General features: G+C 53.6%; 26 protein-coding genes and 2 pseudogenes. 7 read left to right on the plus strand and 21 right to left on the minus strand.

From position 1 onward, the window contains the following. Position 1: 1 nt before the first annotated feature. The 5 genes and pseudogenes from A4308_RS00005 to A4308_RS00025 all read right to left on the minus strand — a co-directional run. A pseudogene (locus tag A4308_RS00005) lies at positions 2–748 on the minus strand (serine/threonine protein kinase); the annotation flags it as partial. Positions 749–757: 9 nt separating this feature from the next. After that, positions 758–1,138 carry a response regulator transcription factor gene (locus A4308_RS00010; RefSeq protein ID WP_014882384.1) on the minus strand — a complete coding sequence of 127 codons (381 nt, stop codon included), beginning with the start codon at positions 1,136–1,138 and terminating at the stop codon, positions 758–760. A 23-nt stretch (positions 1,139–1,161) separates the two neighbouring features. Then, entirely contained in the window at positions 1,162–1,422 is a 261-nt protein-coding gene (locus tag A4308_RS00015) for a XapX domain-containing protein (RefSeq protein ID WP_014882383.1), read from the minus strand. Further along, complete coding sequence (locus A4308_RS00020; protein ID WP_014882382.1) at positions 1,419–1,634, minus strand: DUF1427 family protein; 216 nt, start codon at positions 1,632–1,634, stop codon at positions 1,419–1,421. The genes A4308_RS00015 and A4308_RS00020 overlap by 4 nt, the downstream gene beginning before the upstream one ends. Positions 1,635–1,695: 61 nt before the next feature. Further along, entirely contained in the window at positions 1,696–2,382 is a 687-nt protein-coding gene (locus A4308_RS00025; protein WP_023331928.1) for a hydrolase, read from the minus strand. A gap of 216 nt (positions 2,383–2,598) precedes the next feature. Between A4308_RS00025 and A4308_RS00030 the strand changes: the two genes are divergently transcribed. From A4308_RS00030 to A4308_RS00045, 4 genes are read left to right on the plus strand one after another with little or no spacing between them, the layout of a single operon-like run. Continuing rightward, positions 2,599–4,470, plus strand: coding sequence for an amidohydrolase (locus tag A4308_RS00030; RefSeq protein ID WP_063308404.1), 1,872 nt, complete (start codon positions 2,599–2,601; stop codon positions 4,468–4,470). Beyond that, complete coding sequence (locus A4308_RS00035) at positions 4,470–4,877, plus strand: DoxX family protein (RefSeq protein ID WP_014882379.1); 408 nt, start codon at positions 4,470–4,472, stop codon at positions 4,875–4,877. Before A4308_RS00030 ends, A4308_RS00035 begins: the two co-directional genes overlap by 1 nt. Then, positions 4,874–6,493 (plus strand): MFS transporter, encoded by a 1,620-nt coding sequence (locus A4308_RS00040; protein WP_023331926.1) that lies wholly within the window; start codon positions 4,874–4,876, stop codon positions 6,491–6,493. The genes A4308_RS00035 and A4308_RS00040 overlap by 4 nt, the downstream gene beginning before the upstream one ends. Positions 6,494–6,523: 30 nt before the next feature. After that, the gene (locus tag A4308_RS00045; protein ID WP_014882377.1) at positions 6,524–7,345 is read left to right on the plus strand and encodes an alpha/beta fold hydrolase; all 822 of its coding nucleotides are present in this window, start codon (positions 6,524–6,526) and stop codon (positions 7,343–7,345) included. Here A4308_RS00045 and A4308_RS00050 read toward each other — a convergent pair. Further along, positions 7,308–8,729 (minus strand): MFS transporter, encoded by a 1,422-nt coding sequence (locus A4308_RS00050; protein WP_045134371.1) that lies wholly within the window; start codon positions 8,727–8,729, stop codon positions 7,308–7,310. The genes A4308_RS00045 and A4308_RS00050 overlap by 38 nt on opposite strands. Before the next feature lie 50 nt (positions 8,730–8,779). Next, positions 8,780–9,868, minus strand: a complete 1,089-nt coding sequence (locus A4308_RS00055) for a cellulase family glycosylhydrolase (RefSeq protein WP_045134372.1) — start codon at positions 9,866–9,868, stop codon at positions 8,780–8,782. Positions 9,869–10,053: 185 nt separating this feature from the next. On the opposite strand from A4308_RS00055, the gene A4308_RS00060 reads away from it, so the two are divergent. After that, on the plus strand, positions 10,054–11,061 hold the full coding sequence (locus tag A4308_RS00060; protein WP_045134373.1) for a LacI family DNA-binding transcriptional regulator: 1,008 nt from the start codon (positions 10,054–10,056) through the stop codon (positions 11,059–11,061). Here A4308_RS00060 and fosA read toward each other — a convergent pair. Continuing rightward, positions 11,047–11,472, minus strand: coding sequence for a FosA/FosA2 family fosfomycin resistance glutathione transferase (gene fosA / locus A4308_RS00065; RefSeq protein WP_045134374.1), 426 nt, complete (start codon positions 11,470–11,472; stop codon positions 11,047–11,049). The two genes, A4308_RS00060 and fosA, sit on opposite strands and share 15 nt — an antisense overlap. Positions 11,473–11,671: 199 nt before the next feature. On the opposite strand from fosA, the gene trpS reads away from it, so the two are divergent. Continuing rightward, complete coding sequence (trpS, locus tag A4308_RS00070; RefSeq protein WP_063308405.1) at positions 11,672–12,616, plus strand: tryptophan--tRNA ligase; 945 nt, start codon at positions 11,672–11,674, stop codon at positions 12,614–12,616. A 145-nt stretch (positions 12,617–12,761) separates the two neighbouring features. Here the strand turns inward: trpS and A4308_RS00075 are convergent, their stop codons facing one another. The 10 genes from A4308_RS00075 to A4308_RS00120 form a co-directional block, all read right to left on the minus strand. Continuing rightward, positions 12,762–13,769, minus strand: coding sequence for a restriction endonuclease (locus A4308_RS00075; RefSeq protein ID WP_017880110.1), 1,008 nt, complete (start codon positions 13,767–13,769; stop codon positions 12,762–12,764). Between the two features lie 258 nt (positions 13,770–14,027). Further along, the gene (locus A4308_RS00080) at positions 14,028–14,369 is read right to left on the minus strand and encodes a TA system toxin CbtA family protein (protein WP_063308406.1); all 342 of its coding nucleotides are present in this window, start codon (positions 14,367–14,369) and stop codon (positions 14,028–14,030) included. 20 nt (positions 14,370–14,389) lie between these two features. Then, a complete protein-coding gene (locus A4308_RS00085; RefSeq protein ID WP_063308407.1) occupies positions 14,390–14,731 on the minus strand; it encodes a type IV toxin-antitoxin system YeeU family antitoxin in 342 nt (113 codons plus the stop codon). Positions 14,732–14,741: 10 nt separating this feature from the next. Next, the gene (gene radC, locus A4308_RS00090; RefSeq protein WP_063308408.1) at positions 14,742–15,284 is read right to left on the minus strand and encodes a RadC family protein; all 543 of its coding nucleotides are present in this window, start codon (positions 15,282–15,284) and stop codon (positions 14,742–14,744) included. Between the two features lie 12 nt (positions 15,285–15,296). Continuing rightward, the gene (locus A4308_RS00095) at positions 15,297–15,740 is read right to left on the minus strand and encodes an antirestriction protein (protein WP_063308409.1); all 444 of its coding nucleotides are present in this window, start codon (positions 15,738–15,740) and stop codon (positions 15,297–15,299) included. Between the two features lie 30 nt (positions 15,741–15,770). Then, positions 15,771–16,592, minus strand: a complete 822-nt coding sequence (locus tag A4308_RS00100; RefSeq protein WP_063308410.1) for a DUF932 domain-containing protein — start codon at positions 16,590–16,592, stop codon at positions 15,771–15,773. A gap of 119 nt (positions 16,593–16,711) precedes the next feature. After that, positions 16,712–17,185 carry a hypothetical protein gene (locus tag A4308_RS00105; RefSeq protein ID WP_063308411.1) on the minus strand — a complete coding sequence of 158 codons (474 nt, stop codon included), beginning with the start codon at positions 17,183–17,185 and terminating at the stop codon, positions 16,712–16,714. A 71-nt stretch (positions 17,186–17,256) separates the two neighbouring features. Further along, positions 17,257–17,709, minus strand: coding sequence for a hypothetical protein (locus A4308_RS00110; RefSeq protein ID WP_082826293.1), 453 nt, complete (start codon positions 17,707–17,709; stop codon positions 17,257–17,259). 35 nt (positions 17,710–17,744) lie between these two features. Further along, positions 17,745–18,461: a helix-turn-helix transcriptional regulator gene (locus A4308_RS00115; protein ID WP_063308413.1), complete on the minus strand. Its 717-nt coding sequence runs from the start codon at positions 18,459–18,461 to the stop codon at positions 17,745–17,747. Positions 18,462–18,704: 243 nt separating this feature from the next. Further along, positions 18,705–19,580 carry a GTPase family protein gene (locus A4308_RS00120; protein ID WP_063308414.1) on the minus strand — a complete coding sequence of 292 codons (876 nt, stop codon included), beginning with the start codon at positions 19,578–19,580 and terminating at the stop codon, positions 18,705–18,707. A gap of 572 nt (positions 19,581–20,152) precedes the next feature. On the opposite strand from A4308_RS00120, the gene A4308_RS00125 reads away from it, so the two are divergent. Further along, positions 20,153–21,223: an anti-phage deoxyguanosine triphosphatase gene (locus A4308_RS00125; protein ID WP_231867149.1), complete on the plus strand. Its 1,071-nt coding sequence runs from the start codon at positions 20,153–20,155 to the stop codon at positions 21,221–21,223. Positions 21,224–21,574: 351 nt separating this feature from the next. Here A4308_RS00125 and A4308_RS22355 read toward each other — a convergent pair. From A4308_RS22355 to A4308_RS00140, 3 genes and pseudogenes are all read right to left on the minus strand, one after another. Further along, positions 21,575–21,688, minus strand: a pseudogene (locus A4308_RS22355) (transposase); the annotation flags it as partial. Positions 21,689–21,749: 61 nt separating this feature from the next. Next, positions 21,750–23,024 carry a dGTP triphosphohydrolase gene (gene dgt / locus A4308_RS00135; RefSeq protein WP_071890778.1) on the minus strand — a complete coding sequence of 425 codons (1,275 nt, stop codon included), beginning with the start codon at positions 23,022–23,024 and terminating at the stop codon, positions 21,750–21,752. Continuing rightward, positions 22,955–24,277 (minus strand): bis-aminopropyl spermidine synthase family protein, encoded by a 1,323-nt coding sequence (locus tag A4308_RS00140; protein WP_063308417.1) that lies wholly within the window; start codon positions 24,275–24,277, stop codon positions 22,955–22,957. The genes dgt and A4308_RS00140 overlap by 70 nt, the downstream gene beginning before the upstream one ends. Between the last annotated feature and the right edge of the window lie 470 nt (positions 24,278–24,747).

Below are 24,747 nucleotides of genomic sequence, written 5' to 3' on the forward strand. Positions count from 1 at the left end.
CCGGGGCCAGCGGCTCCGAGGCAATATGGTAGTGCGCCCAGTTGGTCTGATCGTCCGCGCCCAGTTCAAACGGCAGGCGTCCGGTCAGAAGTTCATACAGCACCATGCCGAGGCTGTAGAGATCGCTGCGGCTGTCGACGGGGCGCCGGGTGCGGGTGGTATGTTCCGGCGACATCCAGGCGGGAGTACCGCCTGAAACGGTAAGACGGGTCTGCGAGAAGGCATCGGAAAAACGGCAGGAGAGACCAAAGCTGCCCAGACGGCAGGTGGCATCGTGATAAACAAAAATACTGCCGGGTTTGATATCGCCGTGGATCAGGTTTTGCAGATGCATCTGGCGCAGGGGGGCGCAGATCTGGATCGCCAGCTCGATAAAGCGCGCAATCCCGGAGATCGCCCTGCCCGCGCGTCGCGCCAGCAGCTCAAACGAAAACGGGGCGTAAACCAGCGCGAAACGCCCCCGATACTGGGTAGAGGCGACGGCGCGAATGGCCCAGCTGTCCTGGAGCACGTCGCGCAGCGCAAACTCGTTTTTCAGCAGCCGGGTGGCCCGCTCTTCCTCTTCGTCGCTCACCGCGGTGGCAATGATGAAGGAGCCGCCGGAATGGGGATGACGTGCGTTCATCCAGGCGATGCCGCCCTCCTGCGCCAGCACGGTAAAAATCACATCCTCTTTAAGGACAAAAACCCGCCCCTGATGAAGATTTCCCTGGGCGGGCCAGAATGCAGGCTGCTCGTTTTCGTTCATCCGCGATCCTTATTGTCGGCGGGCCAGCTCCCGCTGAATATGATCCAGCAGAATATCGATGTTAATCGGCTTACGCAAAAATGCAGCGGCGCCCAGACTGAGGGCGTACCGCTGCATATTTTCATCAGCATGACCGGAGATAAAGAGTACAGGGGGTGGCGGTACGGCCAGCAGCCGCAGCTTGTCGAACAGCTCAAGGCCGCTCATGCCTCGCAGCTTGATATCGGTGATCACCAGCGCCGCGCCGGACAGCGCGAGAGGATGGCTCAGGAACCCCTCAGCCGAATCAAACGTATCGGTCGAATACCCTTCCGACTCCAGGAGATTACTCAACCCGCTGCGGACGGAACGTTCGTCATCAATGATGGCAATGCGCCACGGCAGCGTCATGCGGTCTTTCCTCTCACAAATCATTAAACGTCGCGCGTGTCCTTCGCGGGCGCCGGGGGCGCCGTGCCGCTGATTTTCGGTACGCATTCGTGACGAAACCAGGCGAGGGTCAGCGGTTCGCGACTCATTAAGCGTCGTCCCACCGGGATGAGCTGCTCCCCCACCAGCATGCCAAACAGGCCAAGCAGGGCGACAACCGGCGGTGCCGGCGAATGGACGTCGAGCAGAGCGTAAATTACCCCAGCTACCACGCCGCACACCAGCGAAATAATCCATGCTTTCATGACGATGCTCCTGTCTGCGGTGCTGCCGGAACGGTGACCTGTGCAGGCGCACTGTCGCGGGATAACAGATGCCGCGTCGCCTGTTCACCCGCCAGCATCCCCAGCAGGCCAATCAGCGCCAGCGCGGGCGGCGCGGGGGAGCGCACCTTCAGCACGGCATACATCAGGCCAATCAACACGCCTGCCGCAAGGGATATCAGCCCAGTACTCATTGTGAACTCCAGAGAAAAAAGCAGCGGCGAGCCGGATGAGGGACCAGCCCGCCGACAGGGCTTAGCGAGCCGGGACCGGCGCTAAGGTGCGGTGCTCGCTCTTCTGGCGAGATGGCGCTTTGTGCACCATGGTGTAGGCGTAATCGACGCCCATGCCGTACGCGCCAGAGTGCTCGCGCACGATATCCATTACCGCGGTGTAGGTCTCTTTACGCGCCCAGTCGCGCTGCCACTCCAGCATGACCTGCTGCCAGGTCACCGGGATCACGCCCGCCTGGATCATGCGCTGCATCGCGAAGTCGTGGGCTTCTTTTGACGTGCCGCCGGAGGCATCCGCCACCATGTAAATTTCATAATCGCCTTCCAGCATCGCGCACAGGGCAAAGCTGTTGTTGCACACTTCGGTCCACAGACCTGCTACCACGACTTTCTTCTTGCCGTTGGCCTTCAGCGCGTCACGCACTTTCTGGTCGTCCCAGGAGTTCATGGAGGTACGCTCCAGAATGTCCTGGCCCGGGAACACGTCCAGCAGTTCCGGATAGGTGTTACCGGAGAAGCTTTCGGTCTCTACGGTGGTGATGATGGTCGGGATATTGAAGACTTTCGCCGCTTTCGCCAGCGCCACGGTGTTATTTTTCAGCACCTGGCGGTCAATAGACTGCACGCCAAACGCCATCTGTGGCTGGTGATCGATAAAGATTATCTGACAGTTCGCAGGGGTTAACACTTCGAGCTTTGAAGAGGTCATAGCATTTTCCAGTGGTTAAGGGTGAAATCGCCGTGAGCGCACGGCGATAAAGTCACGCTCATCCTGCGGTTTATCGCCCCTGGGCGTAATTATCTCTTCGTATAGTTAACCTTAGGTATAGTTATACTTTGGTATACCTATCCTATTGTATAACTGGATCTTTGCCGAAACCGGTTCCCATAATCCTGACCATTCCCCTCTCAGTCAGGAGCAGTTATGGTTACCCTCGGTAAAGCCGATCTCATTCTGGTTAATGGCCAGTTTCATACCGTCGATCGCGAGAACCCCATCGCGGAAGCCGTTGCCGTGCGCGATGGAAAATTTCTGGAAGTGGGTACCGTCGCTGAGGTGATGCAACATCACTGCGACGGTACGAAAGTGGTCGATTTGAAAGGCCACACCGCCATCCCCGGGCTGAACGATTCGCACCTGCACCTCATTCGCGGCGGGCTGAACTACAACCTCGAGCTGCGCTGGGAAGGCGTGCCGTCGCTGGCCGATGCCCTGCGGATGCTGAAAGAGCAGGCTCTGCGCACGCCGTCGCCGCAGTGGGTACGCGTGGTGGGCGGCTGGACCGAGTTCCAGTTTGCCGAACGCCGCATGCCGACGCTGGACGAGATCAACGCCGCCGCCCCGGACACCCCGGTTTTCATCCTGCACCTCTACGACCGCGCCCTGCTCAACCGCGCCGCGCTGAAGGTGGTCGGCTATACCAAAGACACGCCGAACCCGCCGGGCGGCGAGATCCAGCGTGACGCCAACGGCAACCCAACCGGGATGCTGATTGCGCGCCCGAACGCCATGATCCTCTACGCCACGCTGGCCAAAGGACCGAAGCTGCCGCTGGAGCAGCAGGTTAACTCCACCCGTCAGTTCATGCGCGAGCTGAACCGTCTGGGGCTGACCAGCGCCATCGACGCGGGCGGCGGCTTCCAGAACTACCCGGAAGATTACGAGGTGATTGCCGAGCTGCACGAGAAAAAGCAGATGACCATCCGCATCGCCTACAACCTGTTTACCCAGCGTCCGGGCCACGAGCTGGAGGACTTTGAGAAATGGACCGACATGCTCACGCCGGGCCAGGGCAGCGACTTCTTCCGCCATAACGGCGCGGGCGAGATGCTGGTCTTCTCCGCCGCCGATTTTGAAGATTTCCTCGAACCCCGCCCGGATCTCGCGCCGGGCATGGAGGACGAGCTGGAGCGCGTGGTGCGCCACCTGGTGGAGCACCGCTGGCCGTTCCGCCTGCACGCCACCTATAACGAATCCATCAGCCGCATGCTGGACGTCTTCGAGAAGGTGAACCGCGACATTCCGTTCAACGGCCTGCACTGGTTCTTTGACCACGCGGAAACCGTCACCCAGGCCAACATCGACCGCATCAAAGCGCTCGGGGGCGGCATTGCCGTCCAGCACCGTATGGCCTTCCAGGGCGAGTACTTTGCCGAACGTTACGGTATCGAAGCCACCCGCCATACACCGCCGGTGGCGAAAATGCTGGAGACCGGGGTACCGGTGGGCTTAGGCACCGACGCCACCCGCGTGGCGAGCTACAACCCGTGGACCGCGCTCTACTGGCTGGTCTCCGGCCGTACCGTCGGCGGGATGCAGATGTACGACCACAGCGCCCGTCTGGATCGCGATACCGCCCTGATGCTCTGGACCCAGGGCAGCGCGTGGTTCTCCAGCGAGCAGAATCAGAAGGGGCAGATCAAGGTCGGCCAGCTCGCCGACCTGGCCGTACTCAGCAAAGACTACTTCCGCGTGCCGGAAGAGGAGATCAAGGGCATCGAGTCCGTCCTGACGGTGGTCAACGGCGATATCGTCTACGCGGCAGGCACCTTTGGCCCGCTCGCGCCGCCCGCCATTCCGGTTCTGCCCGACTGGTCCCCGGCCGTGAAAGTACCGGGCCACTACCGCAGCGCGCCGCCGCAGGCCGCACGCGTGGGCATGAGCGCCGTTCACCACTGCAGCGGCCCGTGCGGGGTCCACAGCCACCAGCATGATTTTGCCCGCACGTCAGAAATGCCGGTGTCCGACGATAACGCTTTCTGGGGGGCGCTGGGCTGCAGCTGCTTTGCATTCTGATGAAAAACACGCTTGCTCCGCCCCGGGTTGACCTGGGGCTGTTCTTCCTGCGCCTGACCGGCAGCCTGCTGCTGCTGTACGTGCACGGCCTGCCAAAGGTGCTGCACTTCAGTGAAGAGCTGACGCGCATTGAAGATCCGTTCGGCTTCGGGCCCTATGCCAGCCTGATCCCGGCCATCGTCGCCGAGGTAATTTGCCCGCTGTTTATCATTGCGGGCGTGTATACCCGCCTGGCGTGCCTGCCGATTATCGCCGTGCTGCTGGTGGCGATGCTGGCGGTGCACCCGAACTGGTCGATTGCCGAAGGGCAGTTTGGCTGGCTGTTGCTGATTATCTTTACCACCCTTGCCCTCACCGGCCCGGGCCAGTGGCGATTGCAGCGTAAGGCAGCGGAGAGGTTCGCATGACCCAGGTTAACGACGTTCGCGACGCACACGTCGAGACGACGCACACATCAACGGTTTCGCCCTGGCAGCCGCTAAGCCAGCCGGTGTTCAGGATGCTGTGGATCGCCACGGTGGTCTCTAACGTCGGCTCATGGATGAGCGACGTCGGCATCAACTGGAGCATGCTGACCCTGAGCGCCGATCCGCTGGACATCGCGCTGGTGCAGGCCGCCAGCAGCCTGCCGATGTTCCTCTTCGCCCTGCCGTCCGGGGTAATGGCGGATATCGTCGACCGACGTAAATACCTGCTCTTCTCCCAGCTGTGGGTGTTTATCGCTGCCGCCGGGCTGACGGTGCTCTCTTTCACCGGACACGTCACCCCCGCCGTTCTGCTGGTGGCGACGTTTCTACTGAGCGTCGGCGCGGCGATGAGCTCGCCGCCGTTTCAGGCCGTGGTGCCGGACCTGGTGAGCAAGCCCGAGCTGGGTGCCGCCGTGGCGCTGAACTCGCTCGGGGTAAACATCAGCCGGGCGATTGGCCCCGCGCTGGGTGGTTTTCTGCTGTCGCTCGCCGGGCCGTGGATGGTGTTTGCCCTGAACGCGCTCTCCGTGGTCGGCGTGGCGTGGGTACTGTGGCGCTGGCGTCAGGCCCCGACCGTGCAGCGTCTGCCGCCGGAGCATTTCTTCTCGGCGGTGCGATCCGGCATTCGCTACGTGCACGCCGCGCCGGTGCTGCGCAACGTGCTGGTGCGCACCGTGGCCTTCTTCGTTTTCGGCAGCGCGGGCTGGGCGTTACTGCCGCTGGTGGCGCGCCGCGAGCTGGGCTTAGGCCCGGCGGGCTACGGCGTAATGCTGGCGTGCATTGGCCTGGGGGCGATTGCCGGTGCGATTCTGCTGCCGCGCCTGCGCCAGCGGCTGAATGCCGACCGCCTGATGGTGGCCGCCAGCCTGACCTTTGCCCTCACCATGCTGGCGCTGGCGTTTGTGCGCCACGTCTGGCTGCTTAACCTGTTTGAGTTTTTCACCGGCTTCGCGTGGATTGCGGTGCTCTCCACCCTCAATCTCGGCGCGCAGCGCAGCGCCGCCCGCTGGGTGAAGGCCCGCGCGCTGGCGGTGTATCTGACGGTGTTCTTCGGCTCGATGACCGCAGGCAGCGCCCTCTGGGGGCAGATCGCCTCCCGGTTCGGTACCCCAACCTCGCTGGTTGTCGCCACGCTGGGGATGGTGCTGGCGAGCGCGACGGTGTTCCGCTGGAAGCTGGAGAAAGATCCGGACCTGAACCTCGACCTGAGCGGTCAGCCGCTGGACGGCGTGGAGATTGACCTGCCAAACGAACGCGGCCCGGTGCTGGTCTCGCACGAGTACCTCATCGACCCGCAACACGCCAAAGCCTTCCTGGAGGCGGTCCACGAGCTGCGCCGGGTGCGCCGCCGCGCTGGGGCGATGAGCTGGGCGGTATATGAAGATATCGAGCGCCCCGGTCTGTTTATCGAGACCTTCCTGATGGGCTCGTGGATTGAGCATCTGCGCCAGCAGGAGCGCCACACCATGAATGACCTCCTGCTGCAGAGTCGCGTTCTGGCTTTTCATCAGGGCACAACCTCACCGGCTATTCGCTACCTGGTCGCGCCGGTATAACCATAACCATCACCTGTACAGGAACACACTATGGCAACGTTTAAGGCAAAAGACGGCACGCAGATTTACTACAAAGACTGTGGCGCGGGTAAACCGGTTCTCTTCAGCCACGGCTGGCCGCTGGACGGCGACATGTGGGACAGCCAGCTGAACTACCTGGCCGAGCGCGGCTTCCGTGCCATCGCCTTTGACCGTCGCGGGTTTGGCCGCTCGGATCAGCCGTGGAACGGTTACGACTACGACACCTTTGCGTCCGACATCAATGACCTGATCACCACCCTGGATCTGCGCGACGTGACGCTGGTGGGCTTCTCCATGGGCGGCGGCGACGTGACCCGTTACATCAATAACTACGGCAGCTCACGCGTCGCCGGTCTGGCGCTGCTGGGCGCGGTCACGCCGATCTTCGGTAAATCCGACTCCTTCCCGCAGGGTGTGGATCAAAGCGTATTCGACGGCATTCGCGACGGACTGCGTAAAGATCGCGCCCAGTTCATCAGCGACTTCGCCACCCCGTTCTACGGTACCAACGCCGGACAAACCGTTTCTGCCGGTGCCCTGACCCAGACGCTGAACATTGCCCTGCTGGCATCGCTGAAAGGCACCATCGACTGCGTGACCGCGTTCGGCGAAACCGACTTCCGCCCGGATATGGCGAAAATCGACGTGCCGACGCTGGTGATTCACGGCAGCAACGACCAGATCGTGCCGTTTGAAAGCACCGGCAAGCTGGCGGCAGAGATGATCAAAAACGCCACGCTGAAGGTGTACGACAACGCGCCGCACGGCTTTGCGCTGACCCACCAGGACCAGCTCAACGAAGATCTGCTGGCGTTTGTGAAGTCGCTGTAATTTTCTGTAGGCCGGGTAAGGCGCAGCCGCCACCCGGCGCTTTCGCAGACGCGTTCCGCTCTGCCAGCAGCCGACAAATCTCCGCATGCTTCTCCTCGGTAAAGGTAAAGCGCGACATAAAGCCCATTCGGATCGCTGACCCCATCGCCGGCAGCAGGCAAATCCCAAAGAACAGCCCCTCCAGCACGCTTTCACTCTGGATCTGCGCCTGCGGCACGTAGCCAATCAACGTCAGGAACACGCCGATTAACCCGCCGCCCACCGCCACCGACATCTTGCCGGTAAAGGTCTGCCCGGAGAAGGTAATCGCCGCGCAGCGCTTGTGGGTGTGGTACTCCGCGTACTCGATGGTGTCGGCAATCATCGACGAGGTGAGGATGTTGGTCATCATCACAAACAGGGTGCTCAGGCCGAGCAGGATAAACAGCATCGTCACCTGCTGATACCCGACAAACCACATCACCACGCGCACCGCCACGTCCAGCCCGCAGAGGATCATAAACAACTTCCGCTTCTGCATCCGGCGCGTCAGCATCGGGGCGACCAGGCACAGCACTGCCGCGACAATCCCCATCACGCCAATCGCCATCTGCAGGCTGCCGTCGCCCAGGTTGTTGATAAAGAAGTAGATATACAGCCCGCCCGCCACGTTATGGAACACGCAGAAGAAGAACGACAGCAGGACGATAAACAGCGGCTTGTTCTGACGCAGGTTGTGGAAGGTATCGCGGATGGTCACCTTTTCCGGGCTCGGTGGCACGCGCTCTTTGATCTGCATAAAGCCGTTAAGCATCAGCGGCAGGCCCACTAGCATCATCACCAGCGCCGCCATAAAGTAACCTTTGTCGTTACTGTACTGGGCGAAAAACGCCGCCAGCTTCGGGAAGAAGATATTAGCGCAGGCAATCCCGGCGTTCACCCCGAGCATCGCCGCCGTCACCGCGCGGGTGCGCTGGGCGGAGTCGTTGGTCATTACCGACGACATCGACCAGAACGGAATATCGGAGATGGCATACAGCGTCCCCCACAGGATGTAGGTCACCCCGGCGTAGAGGATTTTGGTGGTCATGTCCGCTTCAATTTTATAGAACGACAGCAGCGTGACGCCGGTGATCAACAAAGGGGCGATCAGCAAAAAGTGGCGAAACTTGCCGAACCGGCTGTTAATGGTGTCCATAATGCTGGCAAAAAGCGGATCGTGAACCGCGTCCCACGCGCGGGCAATCAGGAAAATGGTACTCGCCGCCAGCGCCGAAATGCCCAGCACGTCGGTGTAAAAATAGTTAATAAACGAACCCACTAAACCAAAGCTAAAACACTGACCTAAACCATAACCAAAATAAGACCACAACTCGCGAGACGGTATTTTCATTGTCATTGCCATTGTTATATGCCTGCCTGGTTGCCCGGCGGTGGACCGCCGGGTCGATATTATTAGTCCTGCGCCTTCGGGGCGATCTTGCGCAGCTGCTGCATCAGGGCGATTTCACGACGTGAGAACGGAATGCCGTTTTCCTCAAACACGTCGTGGAACCAGAGGCGGCAGTAGTCCGTGGACTCCTTCATCACCACCGGCCACGGCAGCCACGTCTGGGTTTTGCCGCGCACCAGCCCCCACTGGTAGGGCGCGACCTTCGCCGCATACATCAGCGGGAGCTGCTCTTCGATGGTGCTGCCCACGTGGCGCGCCAGCCATTCGGTGCAGAACAGCGGACGACCGAGCGTTTGCAACTGCTGGATAATCGCCGTCATGCGCCCGGTATGGGTGTAGGCGTGGAAGCTCACCACGTCAGAGAGCGCCAGCGCGGTCTGGTCCAGCGGATGCTGGAAGAATGTTTCGCCCTCCTCTTCCGGCGGCAGACGCCACGCGCAGACGGTGAGCGGCTGGGTAGGGTCTTCTTCACGCACCCACTGGAACGCGAGCTTCATCAACTCGTGCGCGCAGGTCTCCAGCTTCGCGTCGTACTGCACCTCCTGCGTGCCCGTCGCGAAAATACCGCGGTTGCCCGGCTCGTTATAGAGATCCCACAGCAGCACGCGCTTGTCCGCGCGGAACTGGCGGACAACGTCGCGGATATAGCGCTCAATCTGCGGCCAGCAGTCGGGATCGCACACCTTATCCCGCCCCGGGCTCGCCGCCGCCTGGCTGTTGTGCTTGCCCGGCACGGGCGGCTTTTGCGGGCCGAGGTACGGCTCGTCGCCGGAGAAGCCACAGTCGTCCATCAGGGTCAGCATGGTGCTGAACCCGCGGCCGTCGGCTATGGTCAAAAACCGGTCGATGCGCGCCATCAGCCCGTCGCGGTCATGCTCCCAGACGATAAACGGCAGGTTGATGCGCAGGGTGTTGTAGCCCGCCTCCGCCGCCCAGCCCAGTTCGCGGTCGATGGTCTCGGCATCGAAGGTCTCTTCCTGCCAGATATCGGTCCAGTTCACCGCCGTCGACGGCAAATAGTTAAACCCGCACAGCCAGCCTTTTTGCTCATACCACGCCTGTGCCTGCTCCCTGCTCCACTGCTCTTTCATTACGCGTCCTCTTACTGATAATATTTAGCTAATAAATATTAGTTGCGGGATAAATGCGCAAATCACGGCACGCCGAAAAGCGACGGCCTTCACAAAGTTCGCGCTTCGATGAATGAGAAACGTGATCGACGGCGCGTAAGCGCGCGGTTAGGGTATGATGCGAATTCGCGAAAGGGAGAGGACGGATGAAGCGAAAACCGAAAGTGACGATGAACGATATTGCGCGGGCGGCAGGGGTGTCGCAGGCGACGGTATCGCTGGTGCTTAACCAGTCCCGCAACATCAAGCTCAGCGACGACACCCGCCAGCGGGTGATTAACGTGGCCACTGAGCTCGGCTACGACCGCCTCCCCGCCGTTCACGCCCCGCGCAACCAGGAAGAGATCGCCCTGCTGGTCAGCTCCATGCAGAGCTTCGACCCGTTTATCGACGCCATCAGCCAGGCGCGGGAAGCGGCGTGGCGCAACGAGACCCTGCTCACCGTCTACGACTACGGCGACGACATCGAGCTGGCGCTGAACATCATCCGCCAGCTGGAGAAGCGCAACTGCATCGGGATTATTCTCGCCTCCCCGGTCACCACGCTGGTGGACATGACGGCTTTCCAGGACTGCACCCGCATCCCACTGGTGTTGCTCAACCAGCGCGACCCCGGCTCGCCGCTGCTGCCGTCGTTTATTCCGGACGACTACGCCAACGCTTTTCAGGTCACTAAACACCTGATTGCCTGCGGGGCGACGCGCATCGCCCACATTACCGGGGAGAGCTGGATGGAGGCCTCCCGCCAGCGTCTGGCGGGCTATCAGGCGGCATTACAGCAGGCCGGACTCGCGTGCGACGAGGGCCTGGTGCGCCAGACCAACTGGCAGTTCAGCGAGTCCTTTACCGCCACCACCTCCCTGCTGGAACTGGCCGAGCGCCCGGACGCCATCTTCTGCGCCAGCGACTGGCTGGCGATTGGCTGCTATCAGGCGCTGGCGGTGAACGGCGTGCGCATCCCACAGGACATGCTGCTGGCGGGCTACGACGACCAGAAGATCTCCGAGCAGCTCACCCCGCCGCTGACCAGTATCCAGCTGCCCTACAGCGAGCTGGGACGGCTGGCGGTGGAGTACCTGTGCAATCAGGAAGATGCCGCCACGCACGTGACGCTGGCAGGCAGGCTGAAGGTGCGCGCCTCAAGCCTCGTCTGATGTAAACACCATGCCCGCATAGGGCTTCTCGCGACACGCCGCCAGCCGCGCGGCGAGGCTGCCCACGTGCAGCTCCAGCTTGTGCCCGTCCGGGTCGAGAAAATAGAACGACGCCCCCTCGCTTTTGTTCTGCTTCCAGACGGTGACGCCCGCCTGCTCCAGCCTGTGCGAGAACGGTTCAAAATCCGCTTCTGCGACGGTAAACGCGTAGTGGGTGTAGTCGCTCTCCTGCGGCGGCACATACTGGCGCGCCTCGTCGTACGACAGGCAGACCCACAGATCGCCGCAGGTGAGATAGGCCCCGGTATTCCAGCGGGCGTGGAGCGTCAGCCCCAGCAGCTCGTGCCAGAAGGTGATGCTTTTTTGTAGGTCGCTGACCGCGAGGGTCAGGTGATTGAGTGATTGCAGCATAATGAGCCCTTTTGTTTTTCGCGCCGGACGTGATACGGTAAAGAGATGAACATAAACCACGCCGTGCTCACCGTAAACCGCTGGTGGCTGCCTTCTTAAAGGCGGCTCGGAGTAGTTTTCCCCATTTTCAGATAGCCGCCGAAAGGCGGCTTTCACATTTCTAAGACCCCTTTCGGCACTTGCACATTAAGGAGTCTTTATGAACGTTCAAACCATCCTCACCGGCGACCGCCCAACCGGCCCGCTGCACCTGGGCCATTTCGTCGGTTCGCTGCGCCAGCGCGTGGCGCTACAGCAGACGCATAACCAGTTTGTGCTGATTGCCGACCTGCAGGGGCTGACCGACAACGGCAGCAACCCGCAAAAAATCCGCGACAACATTCCCGAAGTGCTGGCCGACTACCTCGCCGCGGGCATCGACCCGAACCTGACCACGATCTGCCTGCAGTCCGCCCTGCCCGCCCTCGCCGAGCTGACGATGCTGTATATGAACATCGTCACCGTCGCCCGCGTGGAGCGTAACCCGACGGTGAAAAACGAGATTGTGCATAAGGGGTTTGCCCGCTCGCTGCCGGTCGGGTTTATGGCCTACCCCATCAGCCAGGCGGCGGACATCACCGCGTTTAAGGCTGAGTGCGTGCCCGTCGGCGACGACCAGCTGCCGATGATTGAGCAGACCAACGAAATTGTGCACAAGATGAACAGCCTGCTGCCCGCCCCGGTGCTGCGCCACTGCAAGGCGATGCTGAGTGACACCAGCCGCCTGCCCGGTATCGACGGCAGCGCCAAGATGTCGAAATCGCTGGGCAACACGCTGCACCTTTCGGCCAGCGAAGAGACCATTCATCGTGCGGTGAGCGCCATGTACACCGACCCGAACCACCTGAAGGTGAGCGATCCGGGGCAGATTGAGGGGAACGTGGTGTTTACCTACCTGGACGCGTTTCATCCGGACAAGGAGAAAATGTCGGCGATGAAGGCGCACTATCAGTCGGGCGGGCTGGGTGACCGGGCGTGCAAGAACGAGCTGGAGGGGTGTTTGCAGGAGTTGATTGCGCCGATGCGGGAGCGGAGGGCGATGTATATGCAGGATAAAGGCGAGCTGATGGCGACGAAGGCCGGACTCGAATTTCACACCCAATAGACTGATATCAATGTAGTTTATAATTAGGAATAAGTAATTATACCCGCACTTGTACCCACAAGTTAAAATCCGTACAAAAAGTAGACATTGAAAGTGGGTATAAAGCCATATCAGTAGAACACCAATATAGCTGTCGAAGCAAGATTCAGGCAGGCAGGAACGTTTTCTTCAGAGGCACCAAAAGTTTAGTCTCGATATCAACTTGTTCGTAGTTCTCAATAAGCGCACGGACGAGATCATCAAGTGTCCAGAGCGTCAGTGGTATCGTCGAACGGTCGGCTTCATATCGAGCATCTTTCGTAAAACCCCCTGTACTGACATAAAGCCCGCGATCGTCTTTATGGCGACCCCCGATAAAGCTGCGAATCTGCTGACTCCCCATTTGCTCCCTGCGATGTTTTACCTCAACGACGATACGTGGATTCTCAAATCCAAATCCATCAGGTGATGCGATGATATCCTTCCCACGATCTGGACCCACAGGAGACACCTGTGTTTTATATCCCATGCTGCGTAAAACTCCTGCAACCAGATACTCCATCTCCTTCGGATCGAGCCCATTAACTCGATCTTTAATACCTTCACGCGCCAACGACTCCACATCGCGAAGCGGATCAGAAACGACCTCATCTTCATCTGTCGCTGTTGGATTATGAGTAATAGCGTCTACAGTGGGTTTCTTATCCTGTAAAAGCTCTTCTGATGCATATTCCGGAAGCTGGAAAACCGTCAGCGTAGAGCCCAATGTGTTTTTGGTAGCAACAGACAGTCTATCGCGATCGATTTCTTGAGTATTCCATTTAACCTGCCGAGCGATACCCATCCCCTCTTCCACCCATTCAGGATGATATTGGAAGTCTGAAGTAACTTTGCCTAGCAAATAAGTACGGTTGGCTGGCGAATAAGTAATAACCCAATCACCCTTTTGGATCTCATTCACAAAACGCCAGACCTGCGATGCACCAGAACGGGCTGTTCCCAGCTTTGTTAAGGGATCTGCCTCCTGGTATAAGGCGAGTAACTGAGCTCGGGACAGGCCAGGTTTGACTAATGGAGCCAGCTGAGACCAACCGATGCCTACAATTTGCTTATCGCGAAAATCGTCATAGAGCTTGCCGCCATCGCCGCGGATCATCCACATTCTGTTGCCCATACCAGTCCCTTCATGAGGAAAAGAAATTAAGCTGGATCATAAGCTTGTTCGCCGCATGCGTCAAAACCATCAACAACGACGGCCCAGCATTCCCGGATTGTACTTGCGATAATGTGCCCAGTAAAAATTACAGCTTCTATTTGCATGATATTTCGTCCAAATAAGTAAAAGCACCAACCGGCATCGGCAGGTGCTTTTTGGAGTGAGTAAATAAGTAAGGAAAGCTGCAGTGTGAATCAGGAAGGCTATTCCCAATGTTCACCGTGCCGCGCTAATACGATTTCTTTTCAATAAACCAGTTGCCTGTCGCGCCCGCAGAATATCGACTGCCCGCAGATATGGGGACTGTTCTTCCCAGTTGAATCCTCTGCGATCAATACGAACCAGCCCGTACTTTTCCACCAGAAAATTAACGGCATCAGCCAAAGATATACCGGCATCGATATGTTCCTGAATTACCGTTTCATCACTGAACGGCGTGTCGTTGAGTGTCAGGCCATAATGCTGTTCCAGCAGGCGTGCAAGCAGCATTTGCCAGACAGTTACGGGCGACAGACATAGCTTCGCCGCCTGCGGAGTTGTTGCAGGTAGAGTTTTCATATTTGCTCTTGTAAAAGTAGTTAACGATGAGTGGGGTAAACGGCGATGTATACGTAGCCGCAACTGCCAAGGGTATCGGCTTCGCAGGTGAAACCATTGTGGTACAGGGTGACACAGTGGGCATGGCGAGGATTCATTTCACCAGTAGTCAGCATCGATTCCATCTGGCTGATAAAATGCGGGAATGCCACATCCAGCTTAAGACATTCTGCTTCGCTGAACTTTCCGGTGATACTGGCCCGGTCGGCCAGATAGTGCAGCCGGTTTCCCTCCTGTACCAGACGAGCGCCAAAGCAAGGTGTCACATTACGATTCAGACCCCACTGGAGAAATGAATCGTTCTCTGAGTCAGTAGATTTCATTGAAGTGCCCTCATATCCAGCCTCGCTCTGCAAACGACACAATTCCATCTGAACCGATAACCAGATGATCGAGAGTGTTCACATCAACCAGTGCCAGCGCTTCTTTAAGCCTGCCCGTAATGTTGCGGTCACATTGGCTGGGCTCCGGATCACCGGATGGATGGTTATGCGCCAGCACAACAGCAGCAGCATTGAAGCGAAGCGCTGACTTCACTACCTCACGGGGATGGACCTGGACATGGTTAACCGAACCGGCAAATAGCGTTTCACTCTCCAGTAAACGGTGCTGGTTATCGAGATAGAGCACCATAAACACTTCCCGTTCTTGTCCTGCCAGCTGTAACCGAAGCCAGTCACGGGCAGCCGTGCTTGAGGTAAAGGACATGCCGGGCTGGCGCAGATATTTATCCAGCAGGTTGATAGCACGTCGAATGGTCCGTTGGGCATAAGGTGTCAATCCGGAGGTCGCGGGGAGCAGGCAACTATGCTGGGCCATAACCGCCAGCGGACAGAGTTCAGGCTGCGATGACTCTGGGGATAATACAGTATTCATGTCAGGCATTCCTTAGTCGATAAGATGCATAATGGCGCTGCATTCCGGATGGTTTAGCGCGTAGTCGCGTAAGCGATAATAGTGTCCAGTCATAGCGTCACACTCGGTGCGGCAGGCGTGGTGGCTGTAAGCCATTAGGCAGGCGACTATCCCTGCCGCTTCGCCAGTAAGTTCCGCGCCGTTGCCGTTCATGCTGTTGAACAATGCCCACGTCTTACCGTGCTCTGACTCAGGAGCCATGAAAGCACCGCCGTTGCTGAGTGTCGAAAAGCGCCAGATACCACCTTGGTAATCGGCACACAGCCGATCCATCCAGGCGAAAATGCGAGGTTCAAGGGTTATCCATTGTGGGATGGAGCCAAAGTGCTGCGGCCAGAAGCCGATGCATAACTCGTCCGGGACCACTGAGGCAGTAATTGCGGTATGCTCCGCGAACTGATTATTTTGTGTATTCATTAAACTATCTCCTTATGCCGGAACTGTTGTTTAACGCCCGAAAAAATCGAGCATGTTTTCTGCCATTACCCACAGGGCACGATTAAGCTTCACATCGCCGTCAATACCGGTAACAGCATGGGTGCGGCTGCTTTTCCCCTGAGCGGTTCGCCCTGACAATCCACCTTTCATCAGGTTCTCCTGCACGCGCTGGTAGACGGTCCACAGGTCATCGCTGTAGTCCTCACGGCGACGTGGGGTCAGCAACTGCGATACCGTGACCGGCTGGTGCTCCTCACCAAATCGATACTTCAGTGCAGCATTTGCCAGCGCGTGACGGGCCGGGGCTGGTAACGCCAGCGACTGCATGGCATCGCGTTTCTCATCCACCCGGTCAAAGACCCCGAGCACTTCGTAAGCCCCTTCAATCACCTTCTCTACGACATTGCCTTTATGCGGTACCCGCACTTCTCCGAATGACTGACCGCAGACCAGGCCGTTGGTACAGACGCCACGAAACAGGCCCGGCAGCATCTGATAGCTTGATGAACCGTCATGGCTGTTGAGCAAAATGATTTCCGGTACCTGATGTCCGGTCAGTTGACCGGCACGACGCAGGCGAAGCATGTGTTTGGTGTGCTCCCGCCTGCTCAGGTCACGAACCTTCGTCTGACAGGCAAAGAACGGCTCAAAACCTTCACGCTGCAGGCTTTCGAGGATGGTGATGGTCGGGATGTAGGTATAACGGTCCGAGCGTGATTCATGCTTGTCACTTCCGAACACGCTGGGGACATGGCTCATCAGCTCTTCGTGAGTCAGAGGCCGGTCACGTCGTATCTGGTTGATACGGCCAAAGCGGCTGGCTAATCGCATGGCTAACTCCTTATCTGATAATGAAATGAAAACAAAAAGGCCATGTTCCCGAAGGAGCATGGCCTGTTGCTATCTGGTGTTGGTGTGTTGTGGGCTGTAGAGGACTGAAATGTGAAAGATTAATCGCTGTAATGGGTGGTTCTGCAGCCACTGAGGTCAGACAATTCTTTCTGCGTATTCTTCAGCCCCGGACTGAAGGTGCCGACTTTTTTATCGTTGACGTAAACATCAAAATTCGCAGCCTGGCTCAGGGCGTCAATAAATGACACCCAGGCATTGTCACCGTTTCGCCAGCCGAGGAATGACGGTAACGGATACTGACTGTTATCCATGACGACCGTTATTTCCGTCCCGTCGTCATGACTACTTACTGATGTTCCATCAGGCAGGGTGAGATCAACACCGTGTTGCAGAATATTCTGCGCATCCGGATTGCCAGTACAGTTCAGATTAAACACCACCTTCTCCGGGCTGGTAATGATATATTCGGTCACGCCCATCCCAAAACCATTCGTCCACATATTGGGAATAGCCTGTGCTGTTGATACAGAAACCAGCATAGCTAATGTAAATATTACGTAAGGCAGTCGCATAATGTTGTCCTCAAATCATGTAATAAAGCTTTTGTTGTTTAAAACAATAAAGTAATGAAAAAACAGTTGGATTATTTTATTTGTTTGTAGCGAAACGCTTCTTTCCCTGCATAAATCCCGACGAGATCGTCATAACTAGGGTCCTTTTTATTCGGGCGGAACGTTACTTTCATATCGGGACTGCACATATCCTTCATGGTCAGATTGAATTCTTTACCTGGTGTAATGGTATACCCTGTTGCCACATCATCTTTACTGGGAGTGATCCACCCCCACAGGCCACCCGGACAATCTCTGGAAGGTTTCGAGCGAACAACAATAAACCATCCCATTGAATCTACTTCCGTCGCTGTACAAATTTTTCTGACCTGTCGGTGGGCATCACACCAGAATATATTCCCACTCTTATTATTCACTGCCGCAGGCAGGAACCCGCGATAAGGACGTGCTGCGTCAGCATTACCTGCGATAAGTAAGGGGAAAAACATGACTGGCAGTAAAAACAATAATTTCAATTTTTTCATTGCATTAACCTTACATTCAATTATGGAGATCATCTCTAATCAGTTTGTCCGGATTGCCCCCGACTTTCTGAGGGAGAAAATGAATTCAGCAGTTGCTGAATAAAACGGAAATGAGGTAAGGCAGAGATAAAATGTTTATCCTCCGACAGCTGATGGAGAAGCTCACTGCGAATAAATGTTTCCCGGGATGGCCTTACCAGATGAATCTCATCCAGCCGGAAGACACGTAATTGCCTGTTATGTTCAGCGACAAGATACCAATAACCGTCCAGAGCGATTAGTCGGTAAGGAGCAACTGCCTCACGACGCTCCTCTTCAGTCAGAATGGTGATCCGCTGACATCCCGAAATAGCTCTGACCAGCCTGTAGAAGCAAAGCTTTCCTGCCGGAGGATGAGGTCTGTCCTGATGCCATACCAGGCATGGTCGATCATCACAGTCCAGCAGGCTGCTGACCAGTCGCCGGTCAAAGCCCGGGAAAACCCCGGCCAACCCCGTGCGATGAACAAAAGTCAGAATATCTATTTCCTGCCGCGTACTGTGAATATCCGAGCGCAGACTGCACTGCCCCTGGTAATAGTCCAGGTCGAGATACATCAGACGTTCCCGAAAGTCACGACGTAACGTGCGCTCTGACACCCCGAATTCAGTTGCCAGTTTGCGAATAAACAGAGTTTCACCGGACACCAGGCGGCTGATAATCAACGACAACCTGACGGCAAGCCGGTCATGTCGCCGCTCCTGAAGCGTCATGAAAGATTTCTCCTGAGAAGTTAACTCTCTGAATTAATAATGATTACTTTAAAGGAAGGGGTGGACAGGGTATGGACAACATCGGAACTATTTTTTATGAGCAGCACGGGCTTGTGGGCGCTCGTCTGACAGATAATGATGCTTCTCCTGATTTAGTTGATGATAAAACGCAATGGAAAGGACGTGTCCACAATCAACAAATCATTAACAACCAGTTCATCATTCGCAGAGAAAATTTCGATATCAGAAGAATATCCAGTCCCAGACGGCCCGTGCGACCGACACCACCACATCACGCACGCTGTGAATCACCGTTTTCAGCGATGCAGACAGGAACGAAGATGATTCTGCGGTATCGAAAACCCGGCCCACAGCGTCACCGAAACTGTCACGGGCCTGCGACTTTACCGGCTCAGTGCAGAGTCTCCCTTGCAGCTGTGTCACCACCGGGCTGGTGGCGCGGTCAGGCAGACAGCGCATCATGGCTGCCACCATCTCCTCAATGCCCCATCCAGTGCGGGCTGACACCGCACAGACCGGATGATACGGTTTAAACATCGCCATAATCGCAGCCTGCTTCGCTTTAATATTTCCCAGTTGATGCGGTGAAGGTTTGCTGGTGAGAGTATCCCATTCATGACAGGGTTCGATTTTGTCGGCCTGGTTAATCACAAACTGTACCTTTTGCCTATAAGGTTGCATCACGCCGTGCCAGAACTGCTCGTCCACGGTCAGTGCCCTATCATCGGCCTTGATGATCCACAGCACCAGATCCAGCTCCGGCAGGATTCGACGGTACAGGGCCCGGTACTCATGATCCCGTCGTCCGCTTTCACCTACACCCGGTAAATCGACAATCACCAGACTGTGACAACCGCTGCGCAGCCGGAAGCGCAGTACGTCGCGAGTACAGGCGTTCACGTCACTCACCGGGGACACCTCGCCCCGGAAAAGTTCGTTGCAGAGAGAGGATTTACCAGCACCACTTTTGCCCATGATGCCAATCACCGGCTCGTAATGGGTCAGATTCTGGATACGTTCAAGAATAAGCTGGCGAAGTGTGCACGGAAGCGACGCGAGCGGTTGTTCAAAGGCCTTAAGGCCGTCAGGTTTATTCATACAGTAGTCTCAGCGTGAAAAATAAAAAACCCCGCTTTCCAGTCAGGAAGGCAGGGATTCACGGAGATAATATCTGTCTGAAATTATTTGGAATTTTAGATTAGCACATAAAGGACTTTGTGCAGTCCTAGACTGAACGATGTCCATTCCGTGCCAGGAGCGGACCTTACTAAGTTCACACAACATTGATTATTGAAGATTAGGTCAGAAATATATACGTTATTTTTGCTAATTTAGTTACGTTAGAACACCGCACTGCACAAAGTAAAAATAAGGAATAATATGAAGCGGAGTAAAATAAACGTCTGGGATGTGAGACGAGGCACCAATAGTCCTCGAGTTGAGGAGATTCGATCTGAAGCTCAGCGCGACCTTTCTCGATTGATTCACTCGTCTCCTTTCAGACGATTGCAATCCAAGACACAGGTTCTTGGTCTGGGTGAAAGTGATTTCTACCGCACACGACTGACTCATTCTATGGAAGTCGCCCAAATCGGTTCAGGTCTTCTTGCTAAGCTAAAAAAATATATAAAGGTAAAGAGGAAGAGCAATTTTTACCAGATAACGATCTGATGCAAGCAGTATGTCTCGCACATGATATTGGACATCCTCCATTTGGTCACGGCGGTGAGGTAGCTCTTAACTACTGTATGCTGGATTACGGTGGTTTTGAAGGAAACGGCCAGACGCTTCGCATTCTCTCGAAACTAGATAAGTATACCTTAGAACACGGACTCGATCCTACACGCAGACTTCTTCTAGGCGTACTGAAATATCCGGTTAGATACTCGGATCTAGTGGTTAAAAAAGACAGTATCGCGGCCACTATCGGATCGCCGAACTGGCTCTTTAAGTCATCTGATTTTAAACCTCCAAAATGCTATCTAGATTCAGAATGCGATATTGTAGAATTTGCTCTCTCACCATTTACTGAACAGGATCGGAGGCTTTTTACTTCCTTTAAAGATGGTCAAACCAAATCCGATCATAAAAAAGCTTCTTATAAAGCTCTCGATACAACCATCATGGATCTTGCCGATGAAATTTCGTATTCGCTGCACGATTTGGAGGATGCTATTTCTCTCGGAATGGTGACACGAGCAATGTGGATGGAGCATTTCAGTGGACATGAAACCCTATTTACTGACTGCCATGGAAAAACATTTTCCGGAACATGCGAATCTGTTGCGGATAGCCTTTTTGGTAAAAGTTACAAGAGAAAAGAGTGCATCGGGATGCTGGTTCACCTTATGATTACAAGTGTTGAGCTTAATACAAAGAATGCAGCATTCGAATGTGGCATGCTCAAATATAATGCGGTCCTTCCGGAAGCGGTCGAAGCACTAAGGTTGAAAATTTTCAAACTGGTCAAAAACAAAGTAATTAAGCATGAAAACGTACAGCAGCTTGAATTCAAGGGACAAAAGTTGATTGTTGAGCTTTTCGGTGTGCTGGCTAACGATCCGTGTCGGTTTCTACCTGCCTCAACGAGGGAAATTTACGAGCAGCAGATTAGCTTAGACGAGAAGGCTGGTATGCGAGTCATTTGCGACTATGTTTCAGGGATGACTGATGACTATGCTACAAAGCTTTATGAGAAGATCCTTATTCCACGCAAAGGGTCTATTTTTGACCATCTCTGACACGACAAGAATGATGCTCTGAGTTCAATTGACCTATAAACATTAACCAAGGCATCTACCAGGGGGATATCAAATCCCCCCATTCTGAATTTGTTCGTGCAGAATCGGTGAACGTTCTCATCTGAGCGTTAAGCGCCAGTAATCGTTGATCTACACTGTTCATTAATACACCTTAATACCAGCAGCGTCTTACTCCGTTATGAGAACAATCGCGAACTTCCGCAGTTTGCTCAAAGCTGCCCTTGGCTTTTCTACGGCAACTTCGAGCCAGAAGCGGACATCTAGAAAGTTACTATACGTCAGGTAAGATGTTCAAAGATGCCTAGTCCGTTGGGTAGGACGCATACACTAGTACGAAGTTTCAGAGACCCCGGCTTCACGGCAAAGGTCCCTTACGGCACGCCCGGTCTCAACGGACTTCAGTACAGCAATGATCTTATGTTCGGTGAATCGGACTTTACGCATGGAGATCTCCTTACAGGGAAAATACAGAGATATCATTGAAAAAAAGATTAAATAACAACAATTAATCTAATAGCTCGTTGTAAACCCTCTTCAGTTTCTTATCTGTTAGGCTTGCAACATAATCCTTGGCCAAAATTAACTGATATACATCTATATATTTAGTATTTCCCGGATGGAAACCTATCATCATATCCAAAGGCAAGAATTTTAAAAGATCATAAGGTATTTCAATTGTTTTATGTTGGTCTCTATAATACTTCAAGTATTCAGTTGAATTTAATCTCTCATGCTCCATTCTAAATTGTGTATTTATATGTTCAGGGAATAATGTAAAAAGTAACAATAACTCGCTTACCATTTTTGAAGCCTTCATATTAGCAGATAAAACTCTCGGATCCATGTGAAGTTTGTTGACTTGAATTTTACCCCAAATCTCTCCCATGTCATTATCTATCTGTTCACTATGAAATATACAGTAATGGCCCGCATTAAAAACATCGGCTCTGGATTTTAATTTACTGATCCTCTTTGTTGACTCCAGAATGATATCTTCCATCAGGAGTTTTATTATAGATCCCCTTTGCTCTATAAACTTACCATATAGATTTTCGCCGCTTCTCATCCTAAAGTCTATTGGAGCTCGATGAAACAGTCTTGAACCTAAGAGGTCATGAAGTTGTATAGCTCCTAACTTTATTCCATCCTCTATATCTGATAGTAGATAAGATATTTTATCAGCTGCTCTAACTGCCTGACCTTCAAGGTGACTGTATCCTCCACATTTCAGATATTTTTGATGTTTTGTATGTTTCCATATATTTTCTTGACTAGGTCCATCCCCATTGTGGCAATACGTATGTTTTAAAATGCAATCACATACCTCTGGTGTTAAATTTAGCCCATTGTGCGATTCAATAACGCTGTATTGATATGAACCTTCCAAAAATCGAACAACATCCACACCGTGCTCATAATGGTTAAAGCCACCTTCAAAACCTAATTTTCGAAACATTTGATCTATTGCGTGTTCACCAGCATGCCCAAATGGAGTATGTCCTATATCATGAGCCAATGAGCCAGCTTCTATTAAGTTCTTATCTAAACCGAAAGCAGCACCAATAGTCGATGCTAGTTGCATTACCTCTATGCTATGTGCCAGTCGTTGTCTTAAATGTTCATCTTCTTCAATAGGGAATAATTGAGTTTTATCAGCGAGTTTTCTAAACCCATTCGACCAGATAATTCTATCTCGATCCCTTTGAAATTCTATACGAAAGCCATCACTTCTGCTTCCATGTTCTCTTTCAGAGGCTTTGGCTGCCCACTCACTAGACAAAGCATCATTTTTCTTTTTATTTCTTCAGATGTGCGGCGTACTGAAGATTCTGGGGTCATCGCCCAAAAACCAGTATATTCTTCTAGCTGTTCAATTATCTGTTTAATTGAGTTTATATTAGCTTTGTCGTTATTTTTCTCACCAATAATCTTTACTGTCTCGTCTATATTATTACCATCACTCCATAATTGGATTACTTCGTTAAAAAAGACTATATCGTCAACTTGGAATCCTTGTTTTTCCGAAGTCCATAAGTTTACTTTTTCAACATTATCTCTATTGCTAATAGATTTGGAAAAGCCATCAACTCTTCTAATTGGAAATCTAGATTCTACATTGTTTTCTTCTATGAACACCCGAAAAACATGATTATTCCCAACCCTAGAGAAAGATCTGACCTTGTTAATCACTTCGGACTCAAAGCTTAGTGTTTTAGTCCCATTGACTTTTATTACTAATAAATCAGAAGATCTCCATGGTTGATTCTTTGTCTCAATACCACTATTTTTTAATGCTTCTTCTTCAAAATATGGAACTATGTATTTCATCACACCAGGCTCAATGTATAATATATCATGACCACATTTTTGCAAAGATGAAATTAGTTCCGCTCTCTCCTCTCCAATCCCTGGTCGTGTAAGATTTTGTGGGATAGAGCAATAGATTGTTGCTCCATCTTTTGATAACTCTATTGCTCTAGAAATAAACTTTTTAAATTCAGAAGGGTACCAAGGAGGGTCTATTGTTATGCAGTCATATTTTTTTCTATGTAAGCCAATATTGCCGACATTTACATCATGTACCTCGGCATTTGATATACCTTTAAATACTTTATTAAATAAAGATACAACATCTTCATCAATATCAAGTAACGTTACTTCTTTGTTGTATGAAGAAATTGTTGCGGCTAAAGTAGGAGTGCCTATGCAGGCAATGTCATGATCATTATGAATATCCAGAATCCTAGTTGTCATTAACTCCTGTGATTCAAGAGTATACCACCATTGGAAAAATTTAGGGTTGGCCGCAGGGAGTTTGAAGAAAAATTTAGATTTATAGTCAAGCGAATTAGTAGATGTTCCAAAATTGGTATCTTTCAGTTCGTTAAATATGCGAAACGCATCTTTAGGTTGGGCTCCATCACACAGTGGTAATATCTCATCAAATTTTTTAAATCCTCGCTTAAGCAGATTTTTGATTTTTATTCTCAAGTTGGTCTCCCAAACTTGTTCTTGATGTGTGCGTGTAGTCATATGCTTTCCGGTGTTAGACTAGCTAAATTAAAACTATTGTTTAGAAATGCTGAGTATTGCATAAAAAAAATTGTGGTCAACTTGAGCTGCGGCCAGTTCACTAACATACCACTATGCTTGTAAAACCTTAAGCAGCAGTGGAAATGATCGTGAACTTCCGCTTCTCGCTCAAAGCGGTCATATCGAATGGATTCGTGGCATGATTGGTTTGCAGCAAGAAGAGTTTCGGGCATCTGGTCTGCATGAACGGCTGGTCTCTGAACAGAATATTCGCTCATAGGGCTGTCGCCTTTGAAATGCAGCGTGCACCACTCATGGTCCGCCATTGAATATCGTTGATTTGAAAACAACTTTATCAGGTTCGATCTGGCGGAAGAGAGCGTTAGGAGACGTTATGACGATTGACTATCTACAAGCCTAGTACAGCGGCAGCCGAACAATGCTGCGAGTGTAATCGAAGGATCCCCCCT

Source organism: Enterobacter sp. ODB01 (genome assembly GCF_001623605.1).
Taxonomy (GTDB): Bacteria; Pseudomonadota; Gammaproteobacteria; order Enterobacterales; family Enterobacteriaceae; genus Enterobacter; species Enterobacter kobei.